Raw genomic sequence first — 19,811 nt, 5'->3', positions numbered from 1 at the left:
CGCCTTTGCCAGGGTGGGGTAAACTTTTACCGAGTATAAGGAGGTCTTACCCATGCTGACCTTACCGGAGAAAATCCTCTTTATCCTGCTCATGGTCGGAAGCCTTTACTACGCCTACACGGGGTTTCGCCGGGTCTACCTGGCCATCCGCCGGGGACGGCCTGAGGACCGGTTGGACCGCCTACCCGAGCGTATAGGGAGGGCCCTGTGGCTCACCCTTACACAACAGACGGTGTTCAAGCGGCGGCCCTTGGTGTCCCTCCTGCACGCCTTTGTCTTCTACGGCTTTGTCTATTACCTTTTGGTCAACCTGGTGGACCTCCTGGAGGGCTTTTTCCCCCTGCACACCCAAGGAGGCGTTTGGAACCCCTATAACTTCATCGCCGACATCCTGACGGCGGCCATCTTGGTGGGGATCCTGGGCCTCATGGTACGCCGCTACCTGGTGGCCCCCCACGACTTCACCTGGAACCCCAGGGTGCTCCTCCACGAGCGGGTGCGCCAGGGGATACCCCGGGACTCGGCCATCGTGGGGGCCTTTATCACCTTTCATGTGGGAAGCCGCCTCCTCTCCAAGGCGGCGGGCCTGGCCCAGGGGGAACCCGATCCCTTCCAACCGGTGGCGAGCCTCCTGGCCGGCCTCCTTTCCGGGCTTGCCCCCTCTAGCCTGGTGGTTTTGGAACACGTCTTCTGGTGGGGTGCTTTGGGTTCCATCCTGCTCTTCCTTCCCTACTTTCCCCGTTCCAAGCACATCCACCTGATGATGGGCCCCATCAACCTGGCCTTTGGCCAGGAAAAGCCCGGGGCCTTGCGGCCTCTGGACTTTGAGAAGGAGGAGGAGAAGTTCGGGGCGGAGAAGCTGGAGGACCTTTCCTGGAAACGGCTTTTGGACGCTTACGCCTGCATCATGTGCAACCGTTGTCAGGAGGCCTGCCCTGCCTACACCACGGGAAAGGCCCTTTCCCCAGCGGCCATCGTGATTTCTGAGCGGTACGAGCTAAACGGGATTCTCCCCGCCTTCGCCAGCGGCCAGGAAAGCCCCAGGCCCCTCATGGACTTTGCCCTGAACGAGGAGGCCCTTTGGGCGTGCACCACCTGCATGGCCTGCGTGGAGGTCTGCCCGGTGGGCAACGAGCCCATGCTGCACATTCTGGATGTGCGCCGGGCCAAGGTGCTCATGGAGGGAGCCTTCCCCCAGGAGCTGAACAACGCCTTTAGGGGGATGGAGCGCTCCGGCAATCCCTGGGGCATCGGCCAGGACAAGCGCCTGGACTGGGCCGAGGGGCTTAACGTACCCACCGTGGAGGAAAAGCCCCACCCTGAGGTCCTCTACTGGGTGGGGTGTGCGGCCAGCTACGATCCCAGGGCCCAGAGGATCGCCAGGAGCATGGTGGAGATCCTGAATGCCAGCGGGCTGGACTGGGCGGTCCTGGGCCAAAGGGAGAAGTGCACGGGGGATTCTGCAAGGCGAGCGGGAAACGAGTACCTCTTCTTCCAGCTGGCCACGGAGAACGTGGAAACCTTGAACCAGGTGGCCCCCAAAACCATCGTGACCACCTGCCCCCACTGCTTCCATACCCTGGGCAACGAGTACAAGGCCTTTGGCGGGGAGTACCGGGTGGTCCACCACTCGGAGTTCATCGCCGAGCTCTTGCGCTCGGGCCGGCTTAAGGTTTCGGAGGAAACCCGGCGGGTGGTCTTCCATGACCCCTGCTACCTGGGCCGGCACAACGGGGTGTACGAGGCGCCCCGGGAGGTGCTCAAGGGGGTGGGCCTGGCCCTCAGCGAACCCCAAAGGAGCCGGGAGCGGAGCTTCTGTTGTGGGGCCGGTGGGGCCCAGTTCTGGAAGGAGGAGGAGCCTGGGGCCATGCGGGTTTCGCAAAACCGCTACCGGGAGCTCAAGGGCACGGGGGCGGAGGTGATCGCCACGGGGTGCCCCTTCTGCATGGCCATGATGAACGTGGAGGTGGCCCAGGACGAGAAGCCCCCTGAGGTTTTGGACATCGCCGAGTTGGTGGCCCGGGGGCTTAGGGCCTAGGGTTCTGGTAGACGGCAAAGACCCGGTAGCCCCCCATCCACCCTTCCCCGAAGGCGCGTAGCCCAAGGCCTGGGGGAGGGGTGAGGAGTTCGTAGGGTTCCCAGTAGTAGGGGCTTTCCGGCCTCCCCCGCCGGATGGCTTCTAGGCGGCTAAAGCCCTCCACCAGGACAAGCCCTCCTGGGGCCACCCGGGGAGGGAGGGCCTTAAGAAGAGGGCGGTTCACGTAATAGCTCATGAGGATGGCGGCGAAGGGGCCCGGGGGGAGGAGGGAGAGGGCTTTGGGGCCCTCCAGGTCCAGCTCCACCAGGGTGAGCCCGGGGGTGCCGGCCAGTTTCCTTAGGGCCTCGAGGCTCCTTTCCACCAGGACCACGGGATGGCCCCTTTCCAGGAAGTAGCGGGCGTTCCGCCCCAGGCCTCCGGCCAGGTCCAGGATGGGCCCAGGGGGTACGAAGGGGCCATAGGCCCGCACCGTGAAGGCAGGGGCTCGTTCCCCTTCCGTTTCCCGGTAAAAGGCATCCCAATCCCTAGGCATGTTTCCGGAAGGCCAGAAGGCTTCCCCCCAGGAGGATGAGGAGGGTTACGCCCCAGAAGGCTGGCTTGGGCAGGTGCCAGGCCAGTTCGGGATGGTGTAAGAGCTCGGCCAGGGTGGCGCTTCCCTCCAGGAGGAGCTTGACCCCTGCCCAGCCCACCAGGGCGTAGGCCACCTTTTCCAGGCCAGGGTACCGCTCCATCACCGCCACCACGTAGCTGGCGGCCAGGCGGATGAAGAGGATACCCAGGGCCACGCCTAAAAAAACCAAGGCCAGGTCCTTGGAAAAGGCCACCACCGCCAGGATGGAGTCCACGGCAAAGGCCAGGTCCACCAGGTTGATGAGGAGCACCACCCGCCAGAACTCCCGGGCGGTGGCCTCGGGAAGCGGCTTGGCCTCCGGGTGGTTGCGGAAATGCTGCAGCATGAGGAAGAGGAGGTAAAGCCCTCCCAAAACCTGGACCCACCATAGCCGGATCACGTACACGGCGAAGAGGAGGGCTAGGCCCCGCAGGAGGTAAGCCCCCAGGACCCCGTAGAAGAGGGCCTTGCGGCGGAGGTGGGTGGGCAGGGGTTTGACCATCACCGCCAGCACCAAGGCATTATCTCCGGAGAGGAGGGCCTCGAGGACCGCCACGGAAAGGAGCACCAATAGCGCTTCCCCGCTCATGCCTCCCCCAAAAGGTACCTTAGCCCAGGGGCCAAGGCCTGCTTCCACGTGACCCAGTTGTGCCCCGAGGCCCTTTCCCGGTAGGCATGGGGAACCTTGCGGTCAGCCAGGAGAGCGGCAAAGCGGCGGGCTGGAGCTAACAGCCATTCCAAAAGACCCACCTCCAGGTAGATGCGGGGTAGGACCTTGGCGTTGGCGTACTGCTCCAAAAGCCATTCCCGGTCCCGATAGGCGTCGGTGCCACCTGGGTGGGCCCTTAGCGCTGGGGAGAGGGCCAGGACCTTGGGGAAGCGATCCGGGTGGCGCCAGGCCTGCCACAAGGAGAAAAGCCCCCCCAAGGAGGCCCCCACCAGGACCAGATCCCCTAAGGAGCCATAGAATCCCTCTACCTCCGCCAGCACTCGGTGAAACTCCTCCTCGTAGCGTTCCGAAAAGCGGTACTCCTGGTTCCGGTCTATGGGTTCCACGAAGACCAAGCGGACCGGGGGGATTTCGCCCGCCTCGGTCAGGGCTTGGGCCACCTTGTGCAGGCCTGCGGTGCGGTAAAAGGCCACCCCATCCTGGGCCACCAGGGTGGCCTTGGGGCTTGCCCCGGTTTCGGCCACGTAGTAGCGCCTGTCCCCCAGGCGGTGCCGGGCCACCTTGGGCTCCTCCCTCGGCTCGGGCGGGGCCTCAAACCGATGGCCGGGAAGCCTGACGGCCCGGGGGTAGGTCCACCAGGGGTTGTCGGCCCGCTCGGGGTTATCGGGGTCGGGGAAGGGATGCCCCCTTGCGTCCAAAAAGGCATACTCCACGTAGGCTCCTTCCGGGAACTCCAGGGTGACGGGGCCTGAGAGGGGAATGGGGTTTTTCTCCCAGTCGGTGAAATCCCCGATTAAGGCCTGAGCCCCAGGAGGGGGTAGGAAGGTGACGGTGCGCCGAGAGACCCGTACCACGGGTCCACTCTACCCGGAGGGCTTCCCCCTTTCAAAGCTTGTCCAGGTCGGGGTAGAGAAGGAGAAGCTCCTCTTCCGTGAGGGCCTCCCCCTCCTTTTCCGGGGTCCAGGAGAGGTAGGCGGCCATGAGGGTAGAGGGGCTGGAGCCTGCCAGGTCCATAAGGGCCTCCCGAGCCCGGGACCGGGTCAAGGGGGACCGGGGAGGAAGAAGCCTGTGGTCGGCCAAAAGGAGGCTTACCACCAGGTAGCGTCCCCCGGGCTCCACCTGGGCCTGGTATCCCTCCGCCACCTGCTTTTTCCCCTCAAAGTGGCGGAAGGTTTCCTGGTATTTGCTCCTTTCCTCCAGCATCCAGGCGTCAAACCAGGCCAGGGCCTCCTCCTCGGAACCCGCCGCCACCTGGTAATGGCCAAAGCGCCAGGCGGCCTCCTCCCGCAGGAGCAAAAGCGCCGCCTCGTCCACCAGGTCCGCCAGGCCCTTGGCGGAGGTGGTGTCCGCCTCCTCGGCCAACCGCCTTAGGGCCCTTTGCACCTGGGGACGGGCCAGGAGGGCCAGGCGCAACCTGGCCACGCTGGCGGTGGGACCCGCTCCCGCCTGCTGCAGGCCCCGCACCATATAGGCGGTCACCAGGATCAGGCCGAAGAAGACCAAAACGGGTACAATGCCCAAGCTTCCCCCACCTCCTCCGGGGTAGACCACCACCGGGCCTGGATAGGAGGGTGCCGGGGTGGGGAAGACGGGGGCGGGGCCAGGGCTCATGGGGGGTGGGCTTGGGCTGTAGGGGCGCCCGCCCACCCCACCCCCGCTTTTCTGGGCAAGGGCCATGGCCAGTCCCAGGAGAAGGGCCCAGAGGAAGCGGCGCATGGCTTTAAGCTTACGCCAGGGTTAGGGGCTTTGTGCTAAAGCCCATGATGCAGTAAACTTGACATAGGTAGGCTTAGGATATGGACGAGATGGAGGAAAGGAGGGAAACCATGCTGCCAGAAACCCTGCCCGTTTGCCCGGTGAGGGGCTCCGTCATCTACCCCACCATGGTGATGCCCATCGATGCCGGCCGGCCGATCTCCATCCGGGCCATTGACGAGGCCTTAGCCCGGGAGCGGGTGCTTCTCATCGTGAGCCAGAAGGACAAAGAGGTGGAAAACCCCAGACCTTCCGACCTCTACGAGGTGGGCACGGCCTGCAACATCCTGAAGATGCGCAAGAACCCGGATGGCTCTGTCCAGGTGTTGGTCCAGGCCTTTGCCCGGGTGCGGGTGAAGGAGTGGCTGGACCTGGGGGACCACCTCGAGGCCAAGGGGGAGGTGCTCTCCGACGAGCCCGGAGAGGCCACCTTGGTCAAGGCCCTGGTGCGGGAGGTGAAGGACAAGTTCCAGGCCCTTCTCAAGGAGGGCAAGTACCTGGCCCCCGAGGTGGCGCAGTTCATCTTGAACCTGGAGGACCCCAGCCAGCTGGCGGATTACGTTGCCTTCCACATGGACTTCCGCCTGGAGGACAAGCAGCGGGTTTTGGAAATCCCCAGTGTGGCGGAGCGGCTCAAAAGGGTGTTGGTCCTCCTCGAGGCGGAGCTGGAGCTCATAGAAACCCAAAGGCGCATCCAGCAACAGGTCAAGGAGGAGATCGACCGCAACCAAAGGGAGTACTTCCTTAGGGAGCAGATGAAGGCCATCCAGCGGGAGCTCCACGGGGAGGAAGGCGCCGAGGAGGTGGAGGAGTTCCGCAAGAAGGTGGAGGAGCTCAACCTGCCCCCTGTGGTCCGGCAGGAGGTGGAGCGGGAGCTCAACCGCTTCGCCCGCATGCACCCCGATTCCGCCGAGGCCAGCGTCATCCGCACCTATCTGGACTGGATCGTAAACCTTCCCTGGAACGTGCGCACCGAGGACAACCTGGACCTCTCCCGGGCCAAGGAGATCCTGGAAAGGGACCACTACGGCCTGGAGAAGGTGAAGGACCGGGTGTTGGAGTACCTGGCGGTGCGGAAGCTAAAAGCCGAGCGGGCCAAGCGAGGGGAAATCCCAGCGGACGAGGTGAACAAGGGGCCCATCCTCCTCTTTGTGGGGCCCCCGGGGGTGGGGAAGACCTCCATCGCCAAGAGCATCGCCGAGGCCCTGGGCCGCAAATACGTGCGCATCTCCTTGGGGGGTGTGCGGGACGAATCCGACATCCGGGGGCACCGGCGCACCTACATCGGGGCCATGCCCGGACGCATCATCCAGGGCCTGCGCCAGGCAGGGACCAAGAACCCGGTGTTCCTCATGGACGAGGTGGACAAGCTGGGCATCTCTTACCAGGGGGACCCTGCGGCGGCCCTCTTGGAGGTCCTGGACCCCGCCCAGAACAAGGAGTTCGTGGACCACTACCTGGGGGTGCCCTTTGACCTTTCCGAGGTGATGTTCATCTGCACCGCCAACTTCCCCCAGAACATCCCGGCCCCCCTTTGGGACCGCATGGAGGCCATAGAGTTCACCAGCTACATTGAGCAGGAGAAGCTGGAGATCGCCAGGCGCTACCTCCTACCCCGGCAGATGCGGGAAACCGGCCTCCTCGAGGGCCAGGTGGTGATCACGGAGGCGGCCCTCATGCGCCTCATCACCCACTACACCCGCGAAGCAGGGGTGCGCCAGCTGGAACGGGAGATCGGCTCCTTGTTGCGCAAGGCGGCCCGGCAGATCCTGGAAGAGGGGAAAAAGCGGGTGCGCATCACGGAAAAGGACCTGGAACGGTACCTGGGTCCACCCCGCCACCTGCCGGAAACCGAGGCCCGCGAGCCCCAGGTGGGGGTGGCCACGGGCATGTACTACACCCCCGTGGGCGGGGACATCATGTTCGTGGAGGTCTCGGTAATGCCCGGTAAGGGCAACCTGATCCTCACCGGGCAGCTGGGGGATGTGATGAAGGAATCCGCTCGGGCGGCGCTTTCCTACGCCAAGCGCAACGCCGAGCGCTTCGGCATCCCCCTGAAGCGGTTTGAGGAGTCGGACATCCACATCCATGTGCCGGCGGGGGCCATTCCCAAGGAAGGTCCTTCCGCCGGGGTGGCCATCGTGAGCGCCTTGGTGAGCGCCCTCACGGAGGTGCCCGTCCGCCACGACCTCGCCATGACCGGGGAGATCACCTTGACGGGCAGGGTCCTTCCCATCGGCGGGGTCAAGGAGAAGGTGCTGGGGGCCAGGCGGGCGGGGATCCGGGAGGTGATCCTTCCCAAGCAAAACGAAGCCGATCTCAGCGACATCCCCAAGCCCCTCCGCCAGAACATGACCTTCCACTTTGTGGAGCACCTGGACCAGGTCCTGGACCTGGCCTTGGTGGGGGGGCTTAAGGCCCTGGAGGAACGGGCCCGAAAGACCAAGGCCAAGGGTGCAAGGGGGCGGGCCAGGAAGGAAGTGGTGGCCCATGCCTAGGGGGTAGCCGTCGGGGACGGGAACCCCGTATTCTCCCCGCCGTGGGACCTTCCCCGGCGGGGTTTAGGTTTCCGATCCCTAAGGGGGGGGCTCCAGGGCCTTCTGGTACACCTCCAGGTAGGCCTGGGTGATCCTTTCGGGGTGGAAATGGGCGATGGCGTATTCCCGGGCTAACTTGCGCATCCTGGGGAGCCTGGGATGGGCGAGGAGGTCCAGCACCGCCTGGGCGAAGCCCTCCAGGTCCCCAAGCTCCACCAGGCGCCCCACCTCGGGCCGCACCAGCTCGGGAACCCCCCCCACAGCGGTGGCCACCACGGGAACCCCGCTGGCCAGGGCCTCGAGGGCCGCCTGCCCAAAGGATTCCTCCTCTGAGGCCAGGAGGAATAGATCGGCGGCTCCCAGAATTTCCTCGGGGTGGGGCGTGGGGGGATGGAAGGTAACCCAGGGCTCCACCCCCAGCTCCTCGGCCACCCGCTTGGCCTCTCCCTCCTCCGGGCCCTTGCCCAGGAGGAGAAGCCTGGCCTTTACCCTTTTCCGCACCTTGGCGAAGGCCCGCACGATATCCGGCACCCTCTTGATGGGACGGAAGTTGGAGGCGTGCACCAAAAGCCACTCCCCCTCTTCCGCATACAGCTTCTTGCGCTCCGGCCTGGGGTAGAAGCGGTCCGGGTCCACGGCGTTATGGATCACCACGGGGCTAATCCCAAAGGCCTTCTCTGCTTCCTGGGCCAAGGCCCGGCTGACCGCGGTGGTGGCCTTGGCCCTTTGCAGGGCCTTCCGGGTAGGTCCGTGGAAGGCGGGGTCCATCCCCAACACCGACACGTCCGTGCCGTGGAGGGTGTGCACCAGGGGCAGTTCCTCCCCCAGGGCCAGGTAGGCGGCGGCGGCGTGGGGGATGGCGTAGTGGGTGTGGACCAGGTCCAACCCTAACCCCTTGGCCTCCCGTTCCAGCACCCCGGCCAGGGAAAGGGTGTAGAGGGGGCCGGGGAAGACGGGGTAAAAGGGGAGGTCCACGGGGATGTAGACCACAGGGCTGGCCTTGGGGAGGCGGAAGGGCCTTTCCGTGGCGAAAAGATAGACCCGGTGGCCCATCTGGGCCAGGCGGTGGGCCAGCTCCGTGGCCACAATGCCGCTACCCCCGAGGCCAGGGTAGGCCACCAGGCCGAGCCTCAGCACTTGCACGCCCAAACCCGCAAAAGGGGAAAGGAGATGGGACCCTTGCCCAGGGGAGGGGCTCCTTCGGGGTGCTCTACGCTGGCTCTAAAGCCCAAGGTCATGCCCCCAGTTTAGCGTAGGGCCAGGCAGGCCCTAGGGCCGCCAGCCCGAGGGGGCCGCGGGATAGGGGGGATTGGCTCCCCGGGGGACCTCGAGGCGGAATAGCCGCGAGAGGAGGACCACACCCCCAGTGGCTTGGGCTTGGGTTAGGGCCTGGTGCAGGAGTTGGGATAGCCCCAGGAGGAATCGGTCCTGCCGTTCCTTGGGCACGGGAAGAGCGCCGAAGGTGAAGCAGGCGGGGTTTACCGCCGGGCAGTGGGGCTCCACCCTTAGCCTTCCCCCCAAAAAGTAAACCCGCCAGGCCCCTAGGTCCACCCGGTACCCGGCCCGCAGGTGGTCCTGGTACTGCTCGGAGAGTCTCCGCCAAAGTTCCTGGGCTTCCTTACCCGTTGGGCTTAGGGTGTAGCGCCACTCCCGGGCCCCCGCCTGGGAGAGGGTTTGGCTTCGGGTGAGCCGCCAGTCCTGGGCCAGGACTGGGGATGGGAGCAAGAGCCCCAAGAGGAGTATCCAGGGGAGGGTCTTTCCCATGTTCCCCATCTTGCCATGGGGTGTTTCGGCTAGAGGTTTCTGAGGATCTCCTCCCCTTCCTCCATGTAGGGGTCCCAGGGGATGAGGACATACCCTCCTTGGGATCGGGCGGGGTAGTAGGGAAGGTCCAGGCGGAGGGGTGTGCGGACTTGGCGGAACTCCTGTATTAGAGCGGGTGGGGGCTTGGGGTAAAGACGAGGGCGTAGTTTTTCCAAAAGGAGGCTCAGGCGGAAAACCCAGAGGGTTTTCCCAGCCCCCTGCCGGTGGGGAGCGACTCCCGGGTCTTTGGGTGGCCTCATGGCTCAGTTCCTCTGCACCTTCTTGTTCAAGAAGTCCAGGAGGAGGTACCTACCGATGTTGCCGGGGTGGGTGAGGTAGGCCTTGCCCCGGGTGATCTGGGAAAGCTTCTTCACGAAGGCCAGGAGTTCGGGCTCCCGGGCCAGCATGAAGGTGTGGATGGGGATACCCTCCTTACGGGCCAGGGTGGCTTCCTTTAGGGTTTCCGCCAGGATCAAGGGGTCCAGGCCCCAGGCGTTTTTGTAGATCTCCCCGCTGGGCAGGGTGATGGCCGAGGGCTTGCCGTCGGTGATGAGGATCACCTGCCGCATCTCCCCGCCCATCTTCTTCAGGAGGGTCCTAGCCAGCTCCAGCCCCGCCTTGGTGTTGGTGTGGTAGGGGCCCACCTGGGCTAAGGGAAGGCGGGAGAGGGGGATTTCCTCGGCGGTGTCGTGGAAGAGGACGAAGCGCACCCGGTCCCCGGGGAACTGGGTGCGGATCAGATGGGCCAGGGCCAGGGCCACCTTTTTGGCGGGGGTGAAGCGGTCCTCCCCATAGAGGATCATGGAGTGGGAACAGTCTAGGAGGACCACGGTGCTCATGCTGGCGGTATACTCGGAGAGGTCCATGACCAGGTCCTCGTGGGAGAGTTCCGAAATCCCCTTGGCCATGGCCTTTTTGAGGGTCTCGGGTACGTTGAGCTCCAAGGGGTCCCCCCATTCAAACTCCTTGGTTTCCCCCGTCTTCTCCACCCCCGGGGCGTGGTGGGGGGTGGGGTGGAGGCCTGGGGCATTCCGGCCCAGGGCTCCCAGGAGCTCTCGGAGGCTTTTCAGGCCCAGGAAATCCGAGGCCTTTTCCGTGAGCTCAAAGCGGGCCTCACCCGCCTCGCCCTTGTACCCACCCTGGGCGGGGTGTGTGGGGTCTTCCCCGGGAAGGCGGATGTACCCGGCTTCCCGAAGCCTTTCCATCATGCGGGTGATGGCCTGGTGTAGGCGGGTTTCTTCCTTCCGCTCGGCGAAGCGGGCCTCTCTAATCCAGTCTTCTGGCACCAGCTCGCTTTTGAGGAGGGCTTGCAGGAGGGCGTCGTAAAGGTCCTCGAGGGTGGGGGTCCGGTTGGGGTCGGGGTCGTAGCGCTGGAAGGGGTCGGAAAAGCCCGAGTCCAGAAGGAAATCCTCCAGGAGGCTCAGGATCTCTTCGGGGGAGAGGTCTTCCAGGCCTCCCCCGTAGCGGCTATAGCGGATGGCCCTCATCGGTCATCCTCCCAAGAACCTTGCCCATGAGCCGGGCGTACGCCCCCAGCCGGGCGAAGATGGCTTGGGCCAGAGCCTCGTTGTAGGTGTGCACCGTGAGGTTGCGGTCATCGGCCATGGATAGGGACAAGCGGGCCTCTTCTTCCCCCATCAGGCCCACCTCGTGGGCCAGGCGGAACGCCCGTTTGGGGCTTGGGGCCTCCAACCCTTCCCTCTCCTTCAGAAAAGCTTGGATAGCTTTCCAGAAGACCTCAAAAGTATACTCAAAGCGCTGGATGGCGGCATCCCGCTCTAGCGGGCTTGGTGCTTCTCGGTATGCCAGCTCCTCTAAGGTCCCAAGAGCCCTCTTGGCCACCGCTAAGCGTTCTAAAACTCGGCCCATACTATCCCTTCCTTTAGAACCCTTTCGCGGAAGGTGGGGTCTGCTTCCCCCAGGTCCACCAGGTCCACCCGTCTAAGCACCGGGGCTTCCTCCAGGGCCTCCCGTAGTAGGGGGAGGAGTTCCCTGAGGGTGAGGGGGCCCAGAAGGGCCAGGTCAAGGTCCGAACCCCGCCCTGCCTCCCCTCGGGCGTGGGAGCCATAGAGGATCAGCTTCACCCCCTTGCCCCGTAGGTATGGGGCCAGCGTGGCCACCACCACCTCCTTGTCCTGCTCCAGACTAGTTGCCATAGCTCCTCGTCCTCTCCGCTGCCTGGTAGCTCATCTCCCCCCGGGAGAGCTTCCTCCTGCCCACGAGCCCTTCCAGGATGAACTCCCCCGCGGAAAGGAGCACCTCCGCCTCCTGGCTTTCCGCCAAGACCTGGGCCGCCTCCAGGAGGCCTGGCACCTCTTCCATGGCCCTTAGGGCCTCCTCCAGGTTTCCCTCCGGGAGGGTGAGGAGGTTCCCCTCCTCAAAGTAGGCCACGATGGTTTCGGTCTTAAGGCGGTAGCGGGGGAGAACCAGGCCAAAGGCCCTTTGCACCAGGTCCCGGGCCACCTTTTCCGCCCCTTGGAGTTCCCCCTCGTATTCCAGCTCCAGCTTCCCGGTGATGGCGGGAAGCCCGGCGTAGAGGTCCAGGGGTCGGGCCACGGGCCTTGTCCCCTCTCGCAGGGCCCGTCTTTCGGCGCTGGCCGCCACCGCCTCCAAAAGGCTGATGGAAAGGCGCTGGGAAACCCCGGCGGTCTGGTCCACCCGGCGGTCCTCCCGGGCGGCGAAGGCCACCGCTTCCACGGAAAGGCGGATCCACTCGGGGAGCACCACCTCCTCCGGCACGAAGGCCTCCTGGGCGCTGATTCGGAGACCCTCCTCGAGGCTCTTCGGATAGTGGGTGCGGATCTCGCTGCCGATCCGGTCCTTTAGGGGCGTCACGATCCGGCCGCGGGCGGTGTAGTCCTGGGGATTGGCGGTGAAAACCAGCCACACGTCCAAGGGCAGGCGGATGGGGTAGCCCCGGATCTGCACATCCCCCTCTTCCAGGATATTGAAGAGGGCCACCTGCACCTTGGGAGCCAGGTCAGCCAGCTCGTTCACGGCGAAGATACCCCGGTTCGCCCGGGGCAGGAGGCCAAAGTGGATGCTCTCCAGGTCGGCTAGGCCCGTACCCCTTCGCGCGGCCTTGATGGGGTCCATGTCCCCGAGCAGGTCCGCCACGGTGGTGTCAGGGGTGGCTAGCTTCTCCACATAGCGCTCCTCCCGGGGGATCCAGACGATGGGGGCCTCATCCCCCGCCTCCTCCAAGAGCCTTTTCCCTTCGGGGGAGATGGGCCTTAAGGGGTTGTCCCTGAGCTCGGTGGCCAGGGCGGGGATCTCCTCGTCCAGAAGGTTCACCAAGGAACGCAGGATGCGGCTTTTGGCCTGGCCCCGGGTGCCCAGTAGGATGAAGTTTTGCTTGGCCAGGATGGCCTGGACCAAGGCGGGGATGACGGTGTCCTCGTACCCGTGGATGCCGGGGAAGAGCGGCTCGCCTTTTCGGAGCTTTTCCTTAAGGTTTTCCCGGGCCTCGTCCTTGACGGTGCGCTTGAGTTTCTCCCAGGGATAGACGCCCCGGAGCTCGCCTAGGGTCTTGGCCTTCACCCCTCCAGTTTAGGGCCAGGGGGAGGAAGGGTTTGTGGCAGGGGGCGGGAAGGGGTTAGGATGAGGAGGTGAACCGGGCAAGGGACTGGGTGGAGCAGGCCAGGTACAACCTGCGCCACGCTAAGGGAAGCCTGGGCCTTGGGGACTACGCCTGGGCTTGCTTTGCCTCCCAGCAGGCTGCAGAAGCGGCGCTGAAAGGGCTACATCTCGCCCGAGGCCAAGTGGTTTGGGGACACTCTATCCAGGATCTCCTGGCCGGTTTGCCAGGGGGGATGGAGGTGCCGGAAGAGCTCTGGGAAGCGGCCAAGATTTTGGACAAGCATTACATCCCCACCCGGTATCCGGACGCCCACCCCTCAGGACCTGCCGCCAGAGCCTATACCCGTGGGGAGGCGGAGGAGGCCATCCGCTCGGCAGAGGGGATTCTAGGGTTTGTGGAGGAGGTGCTGTGATGCGGATTTTCGCCTTTGATCCCCAAGCCCGGCGCAAGGAGCTGGAACAGGCGGCGGCTAGGCTGGCTGGGCGGCCGGAGGTCCTGGCGGTGGTCCTCTTCGGCTCCTTGGTCCGGGGGGAGGCCACAGCCATGAGCGATGCGGACCTCTTTATCCTTTTGGAAAGCTCCCCCTTGCCCTTTCCCGAGCGCCTGGTCCTCTACCGGCCGGAGGGTATCCGGGGGGTGGAGGCTTTTCCCTACACCTGGGAGGAGGCGGTAAGGGGTCTTTGGGAGGGGCACGGCCTGGTGCATGCGGCCTTGAAGGAGGGCCTTCCCCTTTGGGAACGGGAGGGGGCTTGGGCCCGCCTGAAGAGCCTGGCATCCCCTTCCCCGTAATCCCCGCCTAACGCCCTTCTCATGCCCTGGCGGTAAGGTGCCTCTTGTGGAGATTCACGGCACCACCATCTTGGCCGTTCGTAAGGACGGGGTTACCGCCTTGGCCGGGGATGGCCAGGTCACCTTCGGCCAGACGGTTCTCAAGCGGGGGGCGGTGAAGGTGCGGCGCCTCGAGGTGGGGGAGGGCGTCCTGGTGGGCTTTGCCGGGGGGGTGGCCGATGCCTTGAGCCTCCTGGAGCGCTTTGAGGAAAAGCTTAAGGAGGCCAAGGGCAACCTGCTAAAGGGGGCGGTGGAGACCGCCAAGCTTTGGCGCACGGATCGGGTTTTGCGCCACCTCCAGGCCATGATCATCGCCGCCGACCGGGAGATCATGGTGCTCCTTTCCGGAAGCGGGGAGGTGATCACCCCGGAGGAGCCCCTTTTGGCGGTGGGGTCTGGGGGCCCTTACGCCCTAGCTGCCGCCAAGGCCCTTTACCGCCACTCGGGGCTTTCCGCCCGGGAGATCGCCGAGGAAGCCCTGAGGATTGCCGCCGAGGTGGACCTCTACACCTCCGGCCAGGTGACGGTGTTAACCTTGGGGGAGGCATGAACCTGACGCCTGCAGAGATCGTCCGCGAGCTTTCCAAGCACATCGTGGGCCAGGAGGCGGCCAAGCGGGCGGTGGCCGTGGCCCTAAGGAACCGCTACCGCCGGAAGAAGCTCCCTCCGGAGGTGGCCCGGGAGGTGACCCCCAAGAACATCCTCATGATCGGGCCCACAGGGGTGGGCAAGACGGAGATCGCCCGGCGCCTGGCCCGCCTGGCGGGGGCCCCTTTTGTGAAGGTGGAGGCCACCAAGTTTACCGAGGTGGGCTATGTGGGGCGGGATGTGGACGCTATTGTGCGGGACCTGGCGGAGGCCAGCTACGGGCTGGTCCTGGAGGAGATGAAGAAAAAAGTGGAGGAAAAGGCCCTGGCCTTCGCCGAGGAGGAGCTTGCTACCCTGCTTCGCGCCTCCCTTGCCGAGGTGCGCTCGGGCCGGCTGGATAGCCTCTCCGTGGAGGTGCAGGTGGAGGAGGAGATGAGCCTGCCCTTCATGGGGGTTTTGGGTGGGGAGGGTTTTGGCGGCATGGGGGAGATGCTGAAAGGCCTTCTCCCTAAGCGCCCGGTGCGCAAGCGCATGACGGTGAAGGAGGCGAGGGAGGTACTGAAGAACCAGCATGCGGAACGCCTCATTGACAAGGAGGAGCTGAAGGAGGAGGCAAGGAGGCGGGCCCAAGAGGACGGCATTGTTTTCATAGACGAAATCGATAAGGTGGCCCGCCGGGAGGGCACCGTGGGGCCCGATGTGTCGGGGGAGGGCGTGCAGCGGGACCTCTTGCCCATTGTGGAGGGTACGGTGGTCTCCACCCGCATCGGCCCGGTCTCCACGGAGCACGTGCTCTTCATCGCCGCCGGGGCCTTCCACGTGGCCAAGCCCTCGGACCTGATCCCCGAGCTTCAGGGCCGCTTCCCCATCCGGGTGGAGCTTTCCCCCTTGGGCCCCGAGGAGTTCTACCGCATCCTAAAGGAGCCGGAAAACTCCCTGATCCGCCAGTACACGGAGCTTTTAAGGGCGGATGGTACGGAGCTCCACTTCCACGAGGATGCCCTAAGGGCCATTGCCGAAGCGGCTTACCGGGCCAATCAGGAGCTGGAGGACATCGGGGCCAGGAGGCTGGCCACGGTCTTGGAGCGGGTGTTGGAGGAGGTGAGCTTCCAGACGGACCTGGGCCGGGTGGAGATCACCCGGGCCTATGTGGAGCAGAGGCTGGAGGCGGTCTTCGCCTCGCCGGACCTGACGCGGTACGTGCTATAGGAGGGAAGGATGCGCTGGTTTCTTTTGGCCTTAGGTTTGTTGGCGGTACCCAGCCTGGCCCAGACCCCACCCCCTGCGGCCAACCAGGTGGAGAAGCAGGATACCTTCCGGCTTGGGGTGCAGCTTTATGCCCTGGGTCGGTATGAGGCCGCCTTGGAGCTCTTTGAGCGCGCCTTAAAGGAAAGACCCCAGGACCCGGATGTGGTCTACTGGCTGGCCCGGGCCCAGCTCAAGGTGGGGCTCCTTAACCCCGCTTTGGAGAACGCCAAGGGCCTGGTGGCCCGGAATCCCCGGTACATCGGGGGGTACATGGTGCTTTCCGAGGCCTATGTGGCCCTCTATCGGGCTTCGGAGGACCGGGAAAAGGGAAAGGCCTATCTGGAACAGGCCCTGACCGTGCTTCGCGATGCCGAACGGGTGAACCCCCGCTACGCCCCCCTCTTTGCCCAGCGGGGCTTGGTCTACGCCTTCTTGGGCCAGGCGGACAAGGCGGAGGAGGCCTTTAAGAAGGCCCTCAGCTTGCAGGATTCGGCGGAGGTGAGGGCGGCTTTGGCCGAGCTCTATCTGGCGGCGGGCCGCTTGGACGAGGCCCTCGAGCAGTACGCCAAGGCGGTAGGGCTTTCCCCTAAGGATGGGAACCTTCGGGTGCATTATGCCTCAGCCCTCATGGTGAAGGGGCGTGTGGACGAGGCGGCGAGGGTTTTGGAAGAGGGCCACCGGCTCAAGCCCCTGGACGCCGAGGGCTGGTACACCCTGGGCCAAGCCTATTTTGCCCTGGGCCGCCACAAGGAGGCGGGGGTGGCCCTGGAGAACGGAGTGGCCCTGGCTCCCTTGCGCTTTCCCGCTGCCTACTACTACCTGGGCCAGATCTACCTGGCCTTGGGGGATGCGCAGAGGGCCAAAAGCCGCCTCACGGTGGCGGTGCGCCTGGAGCCCAAGCGGGCTGAGTACCGATACCAGCTCTGCTTGGCCAATGAAAAGCTGGGGGACAAGGAGGGAGCCCGCTACCAGTGCCAGGAGGCTTTGAAGTTGAAGCCTGGCTACAAGGAGGCGGAGGAGGTGCTGAAGCGGCTTTAGGGGGGTATAGCTGGCCAGAGAGTGAAAGCGGGCACATAAAGGGCATCCTGACAGGGATGCTCTTTAAGTACTTTTGCTCCTTGACAGGTGAGCGGGGCGGGGGTATAAAGGACGGGAAGGAGGTGAATAAATGCTCACCCGTCGCAAGTTTATCGGGTTAACGGGCGCGGTCACGGGTGGGGCCCTTCTTCTCGAGCGGGGGATGGCCCAAGGTGCCCGGCCAGTGTTGCGCAAGCCCATCGGGGAAAAGCCCCTTATCTGCCCCTACTGTGCCACGGGTTGCGGGATGATCGCAGCGGTGCAGGAGGGGAGGCTAGTAAACCTCGAGGGCGACCCCGACCACCCCATCAACCAAGGGGCCCTATGCTCCAAGGGCCAAGCGGCCCGGGGGTTTGTGCAAAGCCCCTACCGGGTTACCAAGGTCCTCTACAGGGCTCCTGGTTCCGACCGCTGGGAGGAGAAGGACTGGGAGTGGGCCCTGGACCGCATAGCCCGCCTCATCAAGGACACCCGGGACCGGGGTTGGGTGGAGGTGGACGACCAAGGCCAGGTGGTGCGGCGGACAGAGGCCATCGCCACCCTGGGCACCAGCGTGGGCTCCAATGAAGAAGCCTACGCCATGAGCAAGCTCTTCCGGGCCCTGGGCATCGTCTACATTGAGCACCAGGCCCGCATCTGCCACTCCTCCACGGTTCCTGCACTGGGAACCAGCTTTGGCCGCGGGGCCATGACCAACCACCCCATTGACTTCAAGAACGCCGACGTGATCCTGGTCCAGGGGGGTAACCCGGCGGAGCAACACCCCTTAACCTTCCGCTGGATCCTCGAGGCCAAGGAGCGCGGAGCCAAGCTTATCGTGGTGGACCCTCGCTTCAACCGCACCGCTTCCAAGGCCGATATCTTCGCCCAGATCCGGCCGGGTACGGATATCGCCTTCATGGGCGGCATGATCCGCTATATCCTGGAGAACAAGCGCTACGACGAGTTTTATGTTAAGCACTACACCAACGCCTCTTTCCTGGTGAACCCCGGTTTCAAGACCGCCACCGAGTTGGATGGCCTTTTCTCTGGGTATGACCCGGAGAAGCGCGCCTACGACACCACCACCTGGGCTTACCAGGTGGACGAGAACGGCCAGGTCAAGACCGATCCCACCCTGCAGGACCCCCACTGCGTTTTCCAGCTTTTGAGGAAACAGTACGAGCGCTACACCCCCGAGGTGGTGTCCAGGATCACCGGAATCCCCGTGGAAAAACTCCTTGCGATTTACGATCTTTACTCGTCCACGGGCCGTCCGGACCGGGCTGGGACCATCACCTACGCCATGGGGGCCACGCAGCACACCTACGGTACCCAGCACATCCGCACCTATGCCATCGTGCAGCTCCTCTTAGGAAATATCGGTCTTCCCGGGGGTGGGGTGAATGCCTTGCGCGGTCACTCCAATGTGCAGGGAAGCACGGATTTTGCTCTTCTTTACCATGACCTTCCTGGATACTTAGGCTTGCCCACGGGCGACAAGGCCACCCTGGAAGAGTGGATTGCCTCCAAGACCCCCAAGGCCAACTACACCCCTTCCGCTAACTGGTGGCAAAACTACCCCAAGTATTTTATCAGCCTTCTCAAGGCGTGGTGGCCTGAGGTGGACCCGAAAGAGGCCTATGGCTACCTGTCCAAGCTTTCCCCTCACAAAGGGGGCATCCCGGATAAGAGCGCCGATTACTCCCACTACGCCATCTTCCACGCCATGTTGGCAGGGCGTATAGAGGGGCTCATCGCCATCGGCCAGAACCCGGCCAACTCGGCGGCCAACGCCAACCTGGCCCGCAAGGCCTTGGACAACCTGAAGTGGTTGGTGGTGGTGGACCCCATGGAAACCGAGACCGCTGCCCACTGGAAGCGGCCTGGGGTTAATCCCAAGGAGATCCGGACCGAGGTCTTCCTTCTGCCCTCGGCGGTGTGGGCGGAGAAGTCGGGGAGCATTACCAACACCGGCCGTTGGGCCCAGTGGTACGACAAGGCCCTGGATCCTCCCGGTGAGGCCAAGGACGAGCTTTGGATCCTTACCGAGCTGGTGCAGCGCCTCAAGAAGCTCTATGGGGAAGAGGGCGGGCCTAACAAGGAGGCCATCCTGAACCTCTCCTGGTGGGAGCACTCCGAGCACATGGCCGAAGAGGTGGCCAAGGAGTACAACGGCTACGACCTTACCACCGGCAAGCTCATGGCCAAGTTCGCCGACCTCCGGGATGATGGCACCACCGCCTGCGGCAACTGGATCTACTGTGGAGCCTTCACCGAGGAGGGGAACAAGATGGCCCGGCGTGACCCTAGGGATACCCATCCTTTGGGCCTCGGGCTTTTCCAGAACTGGGCCTACGCCTGGCCCGCCAACCGGCGCATCCTCTACAACCGGGCCTCCACCGACCTGAACGGCCAGCCCAGGAACCCTGCCAAATGGCTGGTGCGCTGGAATCCTAAGGAGGAGAAGTGGGAAGGGGATGTTCCCGACGGCGCAGCCCCGCCGGATAAGGCTTTGCCCTTCATCATGTTGCCCGAAGGGGTGGGCCGGCTCTTCGCCGCCCAGCTTAAGGATGGTCCCTTCCCCGAGCACTACGAGCCTTGGGAAAGCGCCTTGGCTAACCTGATCTCCGGCCAGGACAAGAACCCGGTGTGTAAGGTCTGGGTGGGCGACTTGGATGTATACGGCACCCCCGAGGAGTACCCCATCGTGGCCACCACCTACCGCCTCACCGAGCACTGGCACACGGGGATGATGAGCCGTAACGTTCCCTGGCTTTTGGAGCTCCAGCCGGATCCCTTCGTGGAGATGGACGTGGAGCTGGCCAAGAGCCTGGGGATCAAGAACGGGGATTGGGTGCGCATCAAAAGCGCCCGCGGCGAGATGAAGGCGGTGGCCTTGGTTACCCCCAGGGTCCAGCCGGTGAAGGTGGGGGACAAGACCCTGCACCAGGTGGGCATCGTGATCCACTGGGGCTACCAGGGCGGGAACCCGGGCGACTCCACCAACCAACTTACCCCCCAGGCCCTGGACCCCAACACCTTCATCCAGGAGACCAAGGCCTTCCTGGTGAGGATTGAAAAGATCTAGGAGGTGG

At 64.5% G+C, this 19,811-nt stretch carries 19 protein-coding genes; 8 read left to right on the top strand and 11 right to left on the bottom strand.

The window, feature by feature from the left end; genetic code table 11:
- Positions 1-52: 52 nt before the first annotated feature.
- On the top strand, positions 53-2,038 hold the full coding sequence (locus DK874_RS02390) for a (Fe-S)-binding protein (protein WP_114312450.1): 1,986 nt from the start codon (positions 53-55) through the stop codon (positions 2,036-2,038).
- Here DK874_RS02390 and DK874_RS02385 read toward each other — a convergent pair.
- Genes DK874_RS02385 through DK874_RS02370 form a run of 4 tightly spaced genes read right to left on the bottom strand, consistent with a single transcriptional unit; the run spans position 2,028 to position 5,034 of the window.
- On the bottom strand, positions 2,028-2,570 hold the full coding sequence (locus tag DK874_RS02385) for a class I SAM-dependent methyltransferase (RefSeq protein ID WP_114312449.1): 543 nt from the start codon (positions 2,568-2,570) through the stop codon (positions 2,028-2,030). The two genes, DK874_RS02390 and DK874_RS02385, sit on opposite strands and share 11 nt — an antisense overlap.
- Positions 2,563-3,237 (bottom strand): TerC family protein, encoded by a 675-nt coding sequence (locus DK874_RS02380; RefSeq protein WP_114312448.1) that lies wholly within the window; start codon positions 3,235-3,237, stop codon positions 2,563-2,565. The genes DK874_RS02385 and DK874_RS02380 overlap by 8 nt, the downstream gene beginning before the upstream one ends.
- Positions 3,234-4,172 (bottom strand): alpha/beta hydrolase, encoded by a 939-nt coding sequence (locus DK874_RS02375; RefSeq protein ID WP_114312447.1) that lies wholly within the window; start codon positions 4,170-4,172, stop codon positions 3,234-3,236. The genes DK874_RS02380 and DK874_RS02375 overlap by 4 nt, the downstream gene beginning before the upstream one ends.
- Positions 4,173-4,203: 31 nt before the next feature.
- Positions 4,204-5,034, bottom strand: coding sequence for a DUF1517 domain-containing protein (locus DK874_RS02370; protein ID WP_114312446.1), 831 nt, complete (start codon positions 5,032-5,034; stop codon positions 4,204-4,206).
- A gap of 110 nt (positions 5,035-5,144) precedes the next feature.
- Here DK874_RS02370 and lon point away from each other — a divergent pair, with 110 nt between their 5' ends.
- Positions 5,145-7,571, top strand: coding sequence for an endopeptidase La (gene lon / locus DK874_RS02365; protein WP_114312689.1), 2,427 nt, complete (start codon positions 5,145-5,147; stop codon positions 7,569-7,571).
- 78 nt (positions 7,572-7,649) lie between these two features.
- Here lon and bshA read toward each other — a convergent pair whose 3' ends face one another.
- The 7 genes from bshA to DK874_RS02330 all read right to left on the bottom strand — a co-directional run bounded on the left by bshA (position 7,650) and on the right by DK874_RS02330 (position 12,953).
- On the bottom strand, positions 7,650-8,753 hold the full coding sequence (gene bshA, locus DK874_RS02360; protein WP_114312445.1) for an N-acetyl-alpha-D-glucosaminyl L-malate synthase BshA: 1,104 nt from the start codon (positions 8,751-8,753) through the stop codon (positions 7,650-7,652).
- A 126-nt stretch (positions 8,754-8,879) separates the two neighbouring features.
- Positions 8,880-9,374, bottom strand: coding sequence for a hypothetical protein (locus DK874_RS02355; protein WP_114312444.1), 495 nt, complete (start codon positions 9,372-9,374; stop codon positions 8,880-8,882).
- 29 nt (positions 9,375-9,403) lie between these two features.
- Positions 9,404-9,673 (bottom strand): hypothetical protein, encoded by a 270-nt coding sequence (locus DK874_RS02350; protein ID WP_114312443.1) that lies wholly within the window; start codon positions 9,671-9,673, stop codon positions 9,404-9,406.
- Between the two features lie 3 nt (positions 9,674-9,676).
- Complete coding sequence (locus tag DK874_RS02345; RefSeq protein WP_114312442.1) at positions 9,677-10,900, bottom strand: vWA domain-containing protein; 1,224 nt, start codon at positions 10,898-10,900, stop codon at positions 9,677-9,679.
- Complete coding sequence (locus DK874_RS02340; RefSeq protein WP_114312440.1) at positions 10,881-11,282, bottom strand: HI0074 family nucleotidyltransferase substrate-binding subunit; 402 nt, start codon at positions 11,280-11,282, stop codon at positions 10,881-10,883. The genes DK874_RS02345 and DK874_RS02340 overlap by 20 nt, the downstream gene beginning before the upstream one ends.
- Positions 11,267-11,569 (bottom strand): nucleotidyltransferase domain-containing protein, encoded by a 303-nt coding sequence (locus DK874_RS02335; RefSeq protein WP_114312438.1) that lies wholly within the window; start codon positions 11,567-11,569, stop codon positions 11,267-11,269. The genes DK874_RS02340 and DK874_RS02335 overlap by 16 nt, the downstream gene beginning before the upstream one ends.
- Positions 11,559-12,953 (bottom strand): sigma 54-interacting transcriptional regulator, encoded by a 1,395-nt coding sequence (locus tag DK874_RS02330; protein WP_114312436.1) that lies wholly within the window; start codon positions 12,951-12,953, stop codon positions 11,559-11,561. Before DK874_RS02330 ends, DK874_RS02335 begins: the two co-directional genes overlap by 11 nt.
- 68 nt (positions 12,954-13,021) lie before the next feature.
- Between DK874_RS02330 and DK874_RS02325 the strand changes: the two genes are divergently transcribed.
- The 6 genes from DK874_RS02325 to fdnG all read left to right on the top strand — a co-directional run bounded on the left by DK874_RS02325 (position 13,022) and on the right by fdnG (position 19,804).
- Complete coding sequence (locus DK874_RS02325; RefSeq protein ID WP_114312434.1) at positions 13,022-13,405, top strand: HEPN domain-containing protein; 384 nt, start codon at positions 13,022-13,024, stop codon at positions 13,403-13,405.
- The gene (locus tag DK874_RS02320; protein WP_162798694.1) at positions 13,402-13,782 is read left to right on the top strand and encodes a nucleotidyltransferase domain-containing protein; all 381 of its coding nucleotides are present in this window, start codon (positions 13,402-13,404) and stop codon (positions 13,780-13,782) included. Before DK874_RS02325 ends, DK874_RS02320 begins: the two co-directional genes overlap by 4 nt.
- Before the next feature lie 46 nt (positions 13,783-13,828).
- Complete coding sequence (gene hslV / locus DK874_RS02315; RefSeq protein ID WP_114312429.1) at positions 13,829-14,371, top strand: ATP-dependent protease subunit HslV; 543 nt, start codon at positions 13,829-13,831, stop codon at positions 14,369-14,371.
- The gene (locus tag DK874_RS02310; RefSeq protein WP_114312427.1) at positions 14,368-15,618 is read left to right on the top strand and encodes an ATP-dependent protease ATPase subunit HslU; all 1,251 of its coding nucleotides are present in this window, start codon (positions 14,368-14,370) and stop codon (positions 15,616-15,618) included. The genes hslV and DK874_RS02310 overlap by 4 nt, the downstream gene beginning before the upstream one ends.
- 9 nt (positions 15,619-15,627) lie before the next feature.
- On the top strand, positions 15,628-16,695 hold the full coding sequence (locus tag DK874_RS02305; RefSeq protein ID WP_114312425.1) for a tetratricopeptide repeat protein: 1,068 nt from the start codon (positions 15,628-15,630) through the stop codon (positions 16,693-16,695).
- Positions 16,696-16,825: 130 nt separating this feature from the next.
- On the top strand, positions 16,826-19,804 hold the full coding sequence (fdnG, locus tag DK874_RS02300; RefSeq protein ID WP_114312422.1) for a formate dehydrogenase-N subunit alpha: 2,979 nt from the start codon (positions 16,826-16,828) through the stop codon (positions 19,802-19,804).
- The last annotated feature ends 7 nt before the right edge of the window (positions 19,805-19,811 follow it).

This window comes from Thermus caldifontis (assembly GCF_003336745.1).
Lineage (GTDB): Bacteria > Deinococcota > Deinococci > Deinococcales > Thermaceae > Thermus > Thermus caldifontis.
The sequence above is the reverse complement of the archived record's forward strand: the minus strand, read 5'-3'. Positions and strand labels throughout refer to the sequence as shown.

What these genes read in the sequence shown, in the direction of transcription:
- DK874_RS02305 (WP_114312425.1), top strand. Translation starts at nt 15,628, where the DNA reads ATGCGCTGGTTTCTTTTGGCCTTAGGTTTGTTGGCGGTACCCAGCCTG.
- DK874_RS02340 (WP_114312440.1), bottom strand. Translation starts at nt 11,282, where the DNA reads ATGGGCCGAGTTTTAGAACGCTTAGCGGTGGCCAAGAGGGCTCTTGGG.
- DK874_RS02355 (WP_114312444.1), bottom strand. Translation starts at nt 9,374, where the DNA reads ATGGGAAAGACCCTCCCCTGGATACTCCTCTTGGGGCTCTTGCTCCCA.
- DK874_RS02350 (WP_114312443.1), bottom strand. Translation starts at nt 9,673, where the DNA reads ATGAGGCCACCCAAAGACCCGGGAGTCGCTCCCCACCGGCAGGGGGCT.
- DK874_RS02390 (WP_114312450.1), top strand. Translation starts at nt 53, where the DNA reads ATGCTGACCTTACCGGAGAAAATCCTCTTTATCCTGCTCATGGTCGGA.
- lon (WP_114312689.1), top strand. Translation starts at nt 5,145, where the DNA reads ATGCTGCCAGAAACCCTGCCCGTTTGCCCGGTGAGGGGCTCCGTCATC.
- DK874_RS02370 (WP_114312446.1), bottom strand. Translation starts at nt 5,034, where the DNA reads ATGCGCCGCTTCCTCTGGGCCCTTCTCCTGGGACTGGCCATGGCCCTT.
- DK874_RS02380 (WP_114312448.1), bottom strand. Translation starts at nt 3,237, where the DNA reads ATGAGCGGGGAAGCGCTATTGGTGCTCCTTTCCGTGGCGGTCCTCGAG.
- DK874_RS02345 (WP_114312442.1), bottom strand. Translation starts at nt 10,900, where the DNA reads ATGAGGGCCATCCGCTATAGCCGCTACGGGGGAGGCCTGGAAGACCTC.
- DK874_RS02310 (WP_114312427.1), top strand. Translation starts at nt 14,368, where the DNA reads ATGAACCTGACGCCTGCAGAGATCGTCCGCGAGCTTTCCAAGCACATC.
- DK874_RS02385 (WP_114312449.1), bottom strand. Translation starts at nt 2,570, where the DNA reads ATGCCTAGGGATTGGGATGCCTTTTACCGGGAAACGGAAGGGGAACGA.
- fdnG (WP_114312422.1), top strand. Translation starts at nt 16,826, where the DNA reads ATGCTCACCCGTCGCAAGTTTATCGGGTTAACGGGCGCGGTCACGGGT.
- DK874_RS02335 (WP_114312438.1), bottom strand. Translation starts at nt 11,569, where the DNA reads ATGGCAACTAGTCTGGAGCAGGACAAGGAGGTGGTGGTGGCCACGCTG.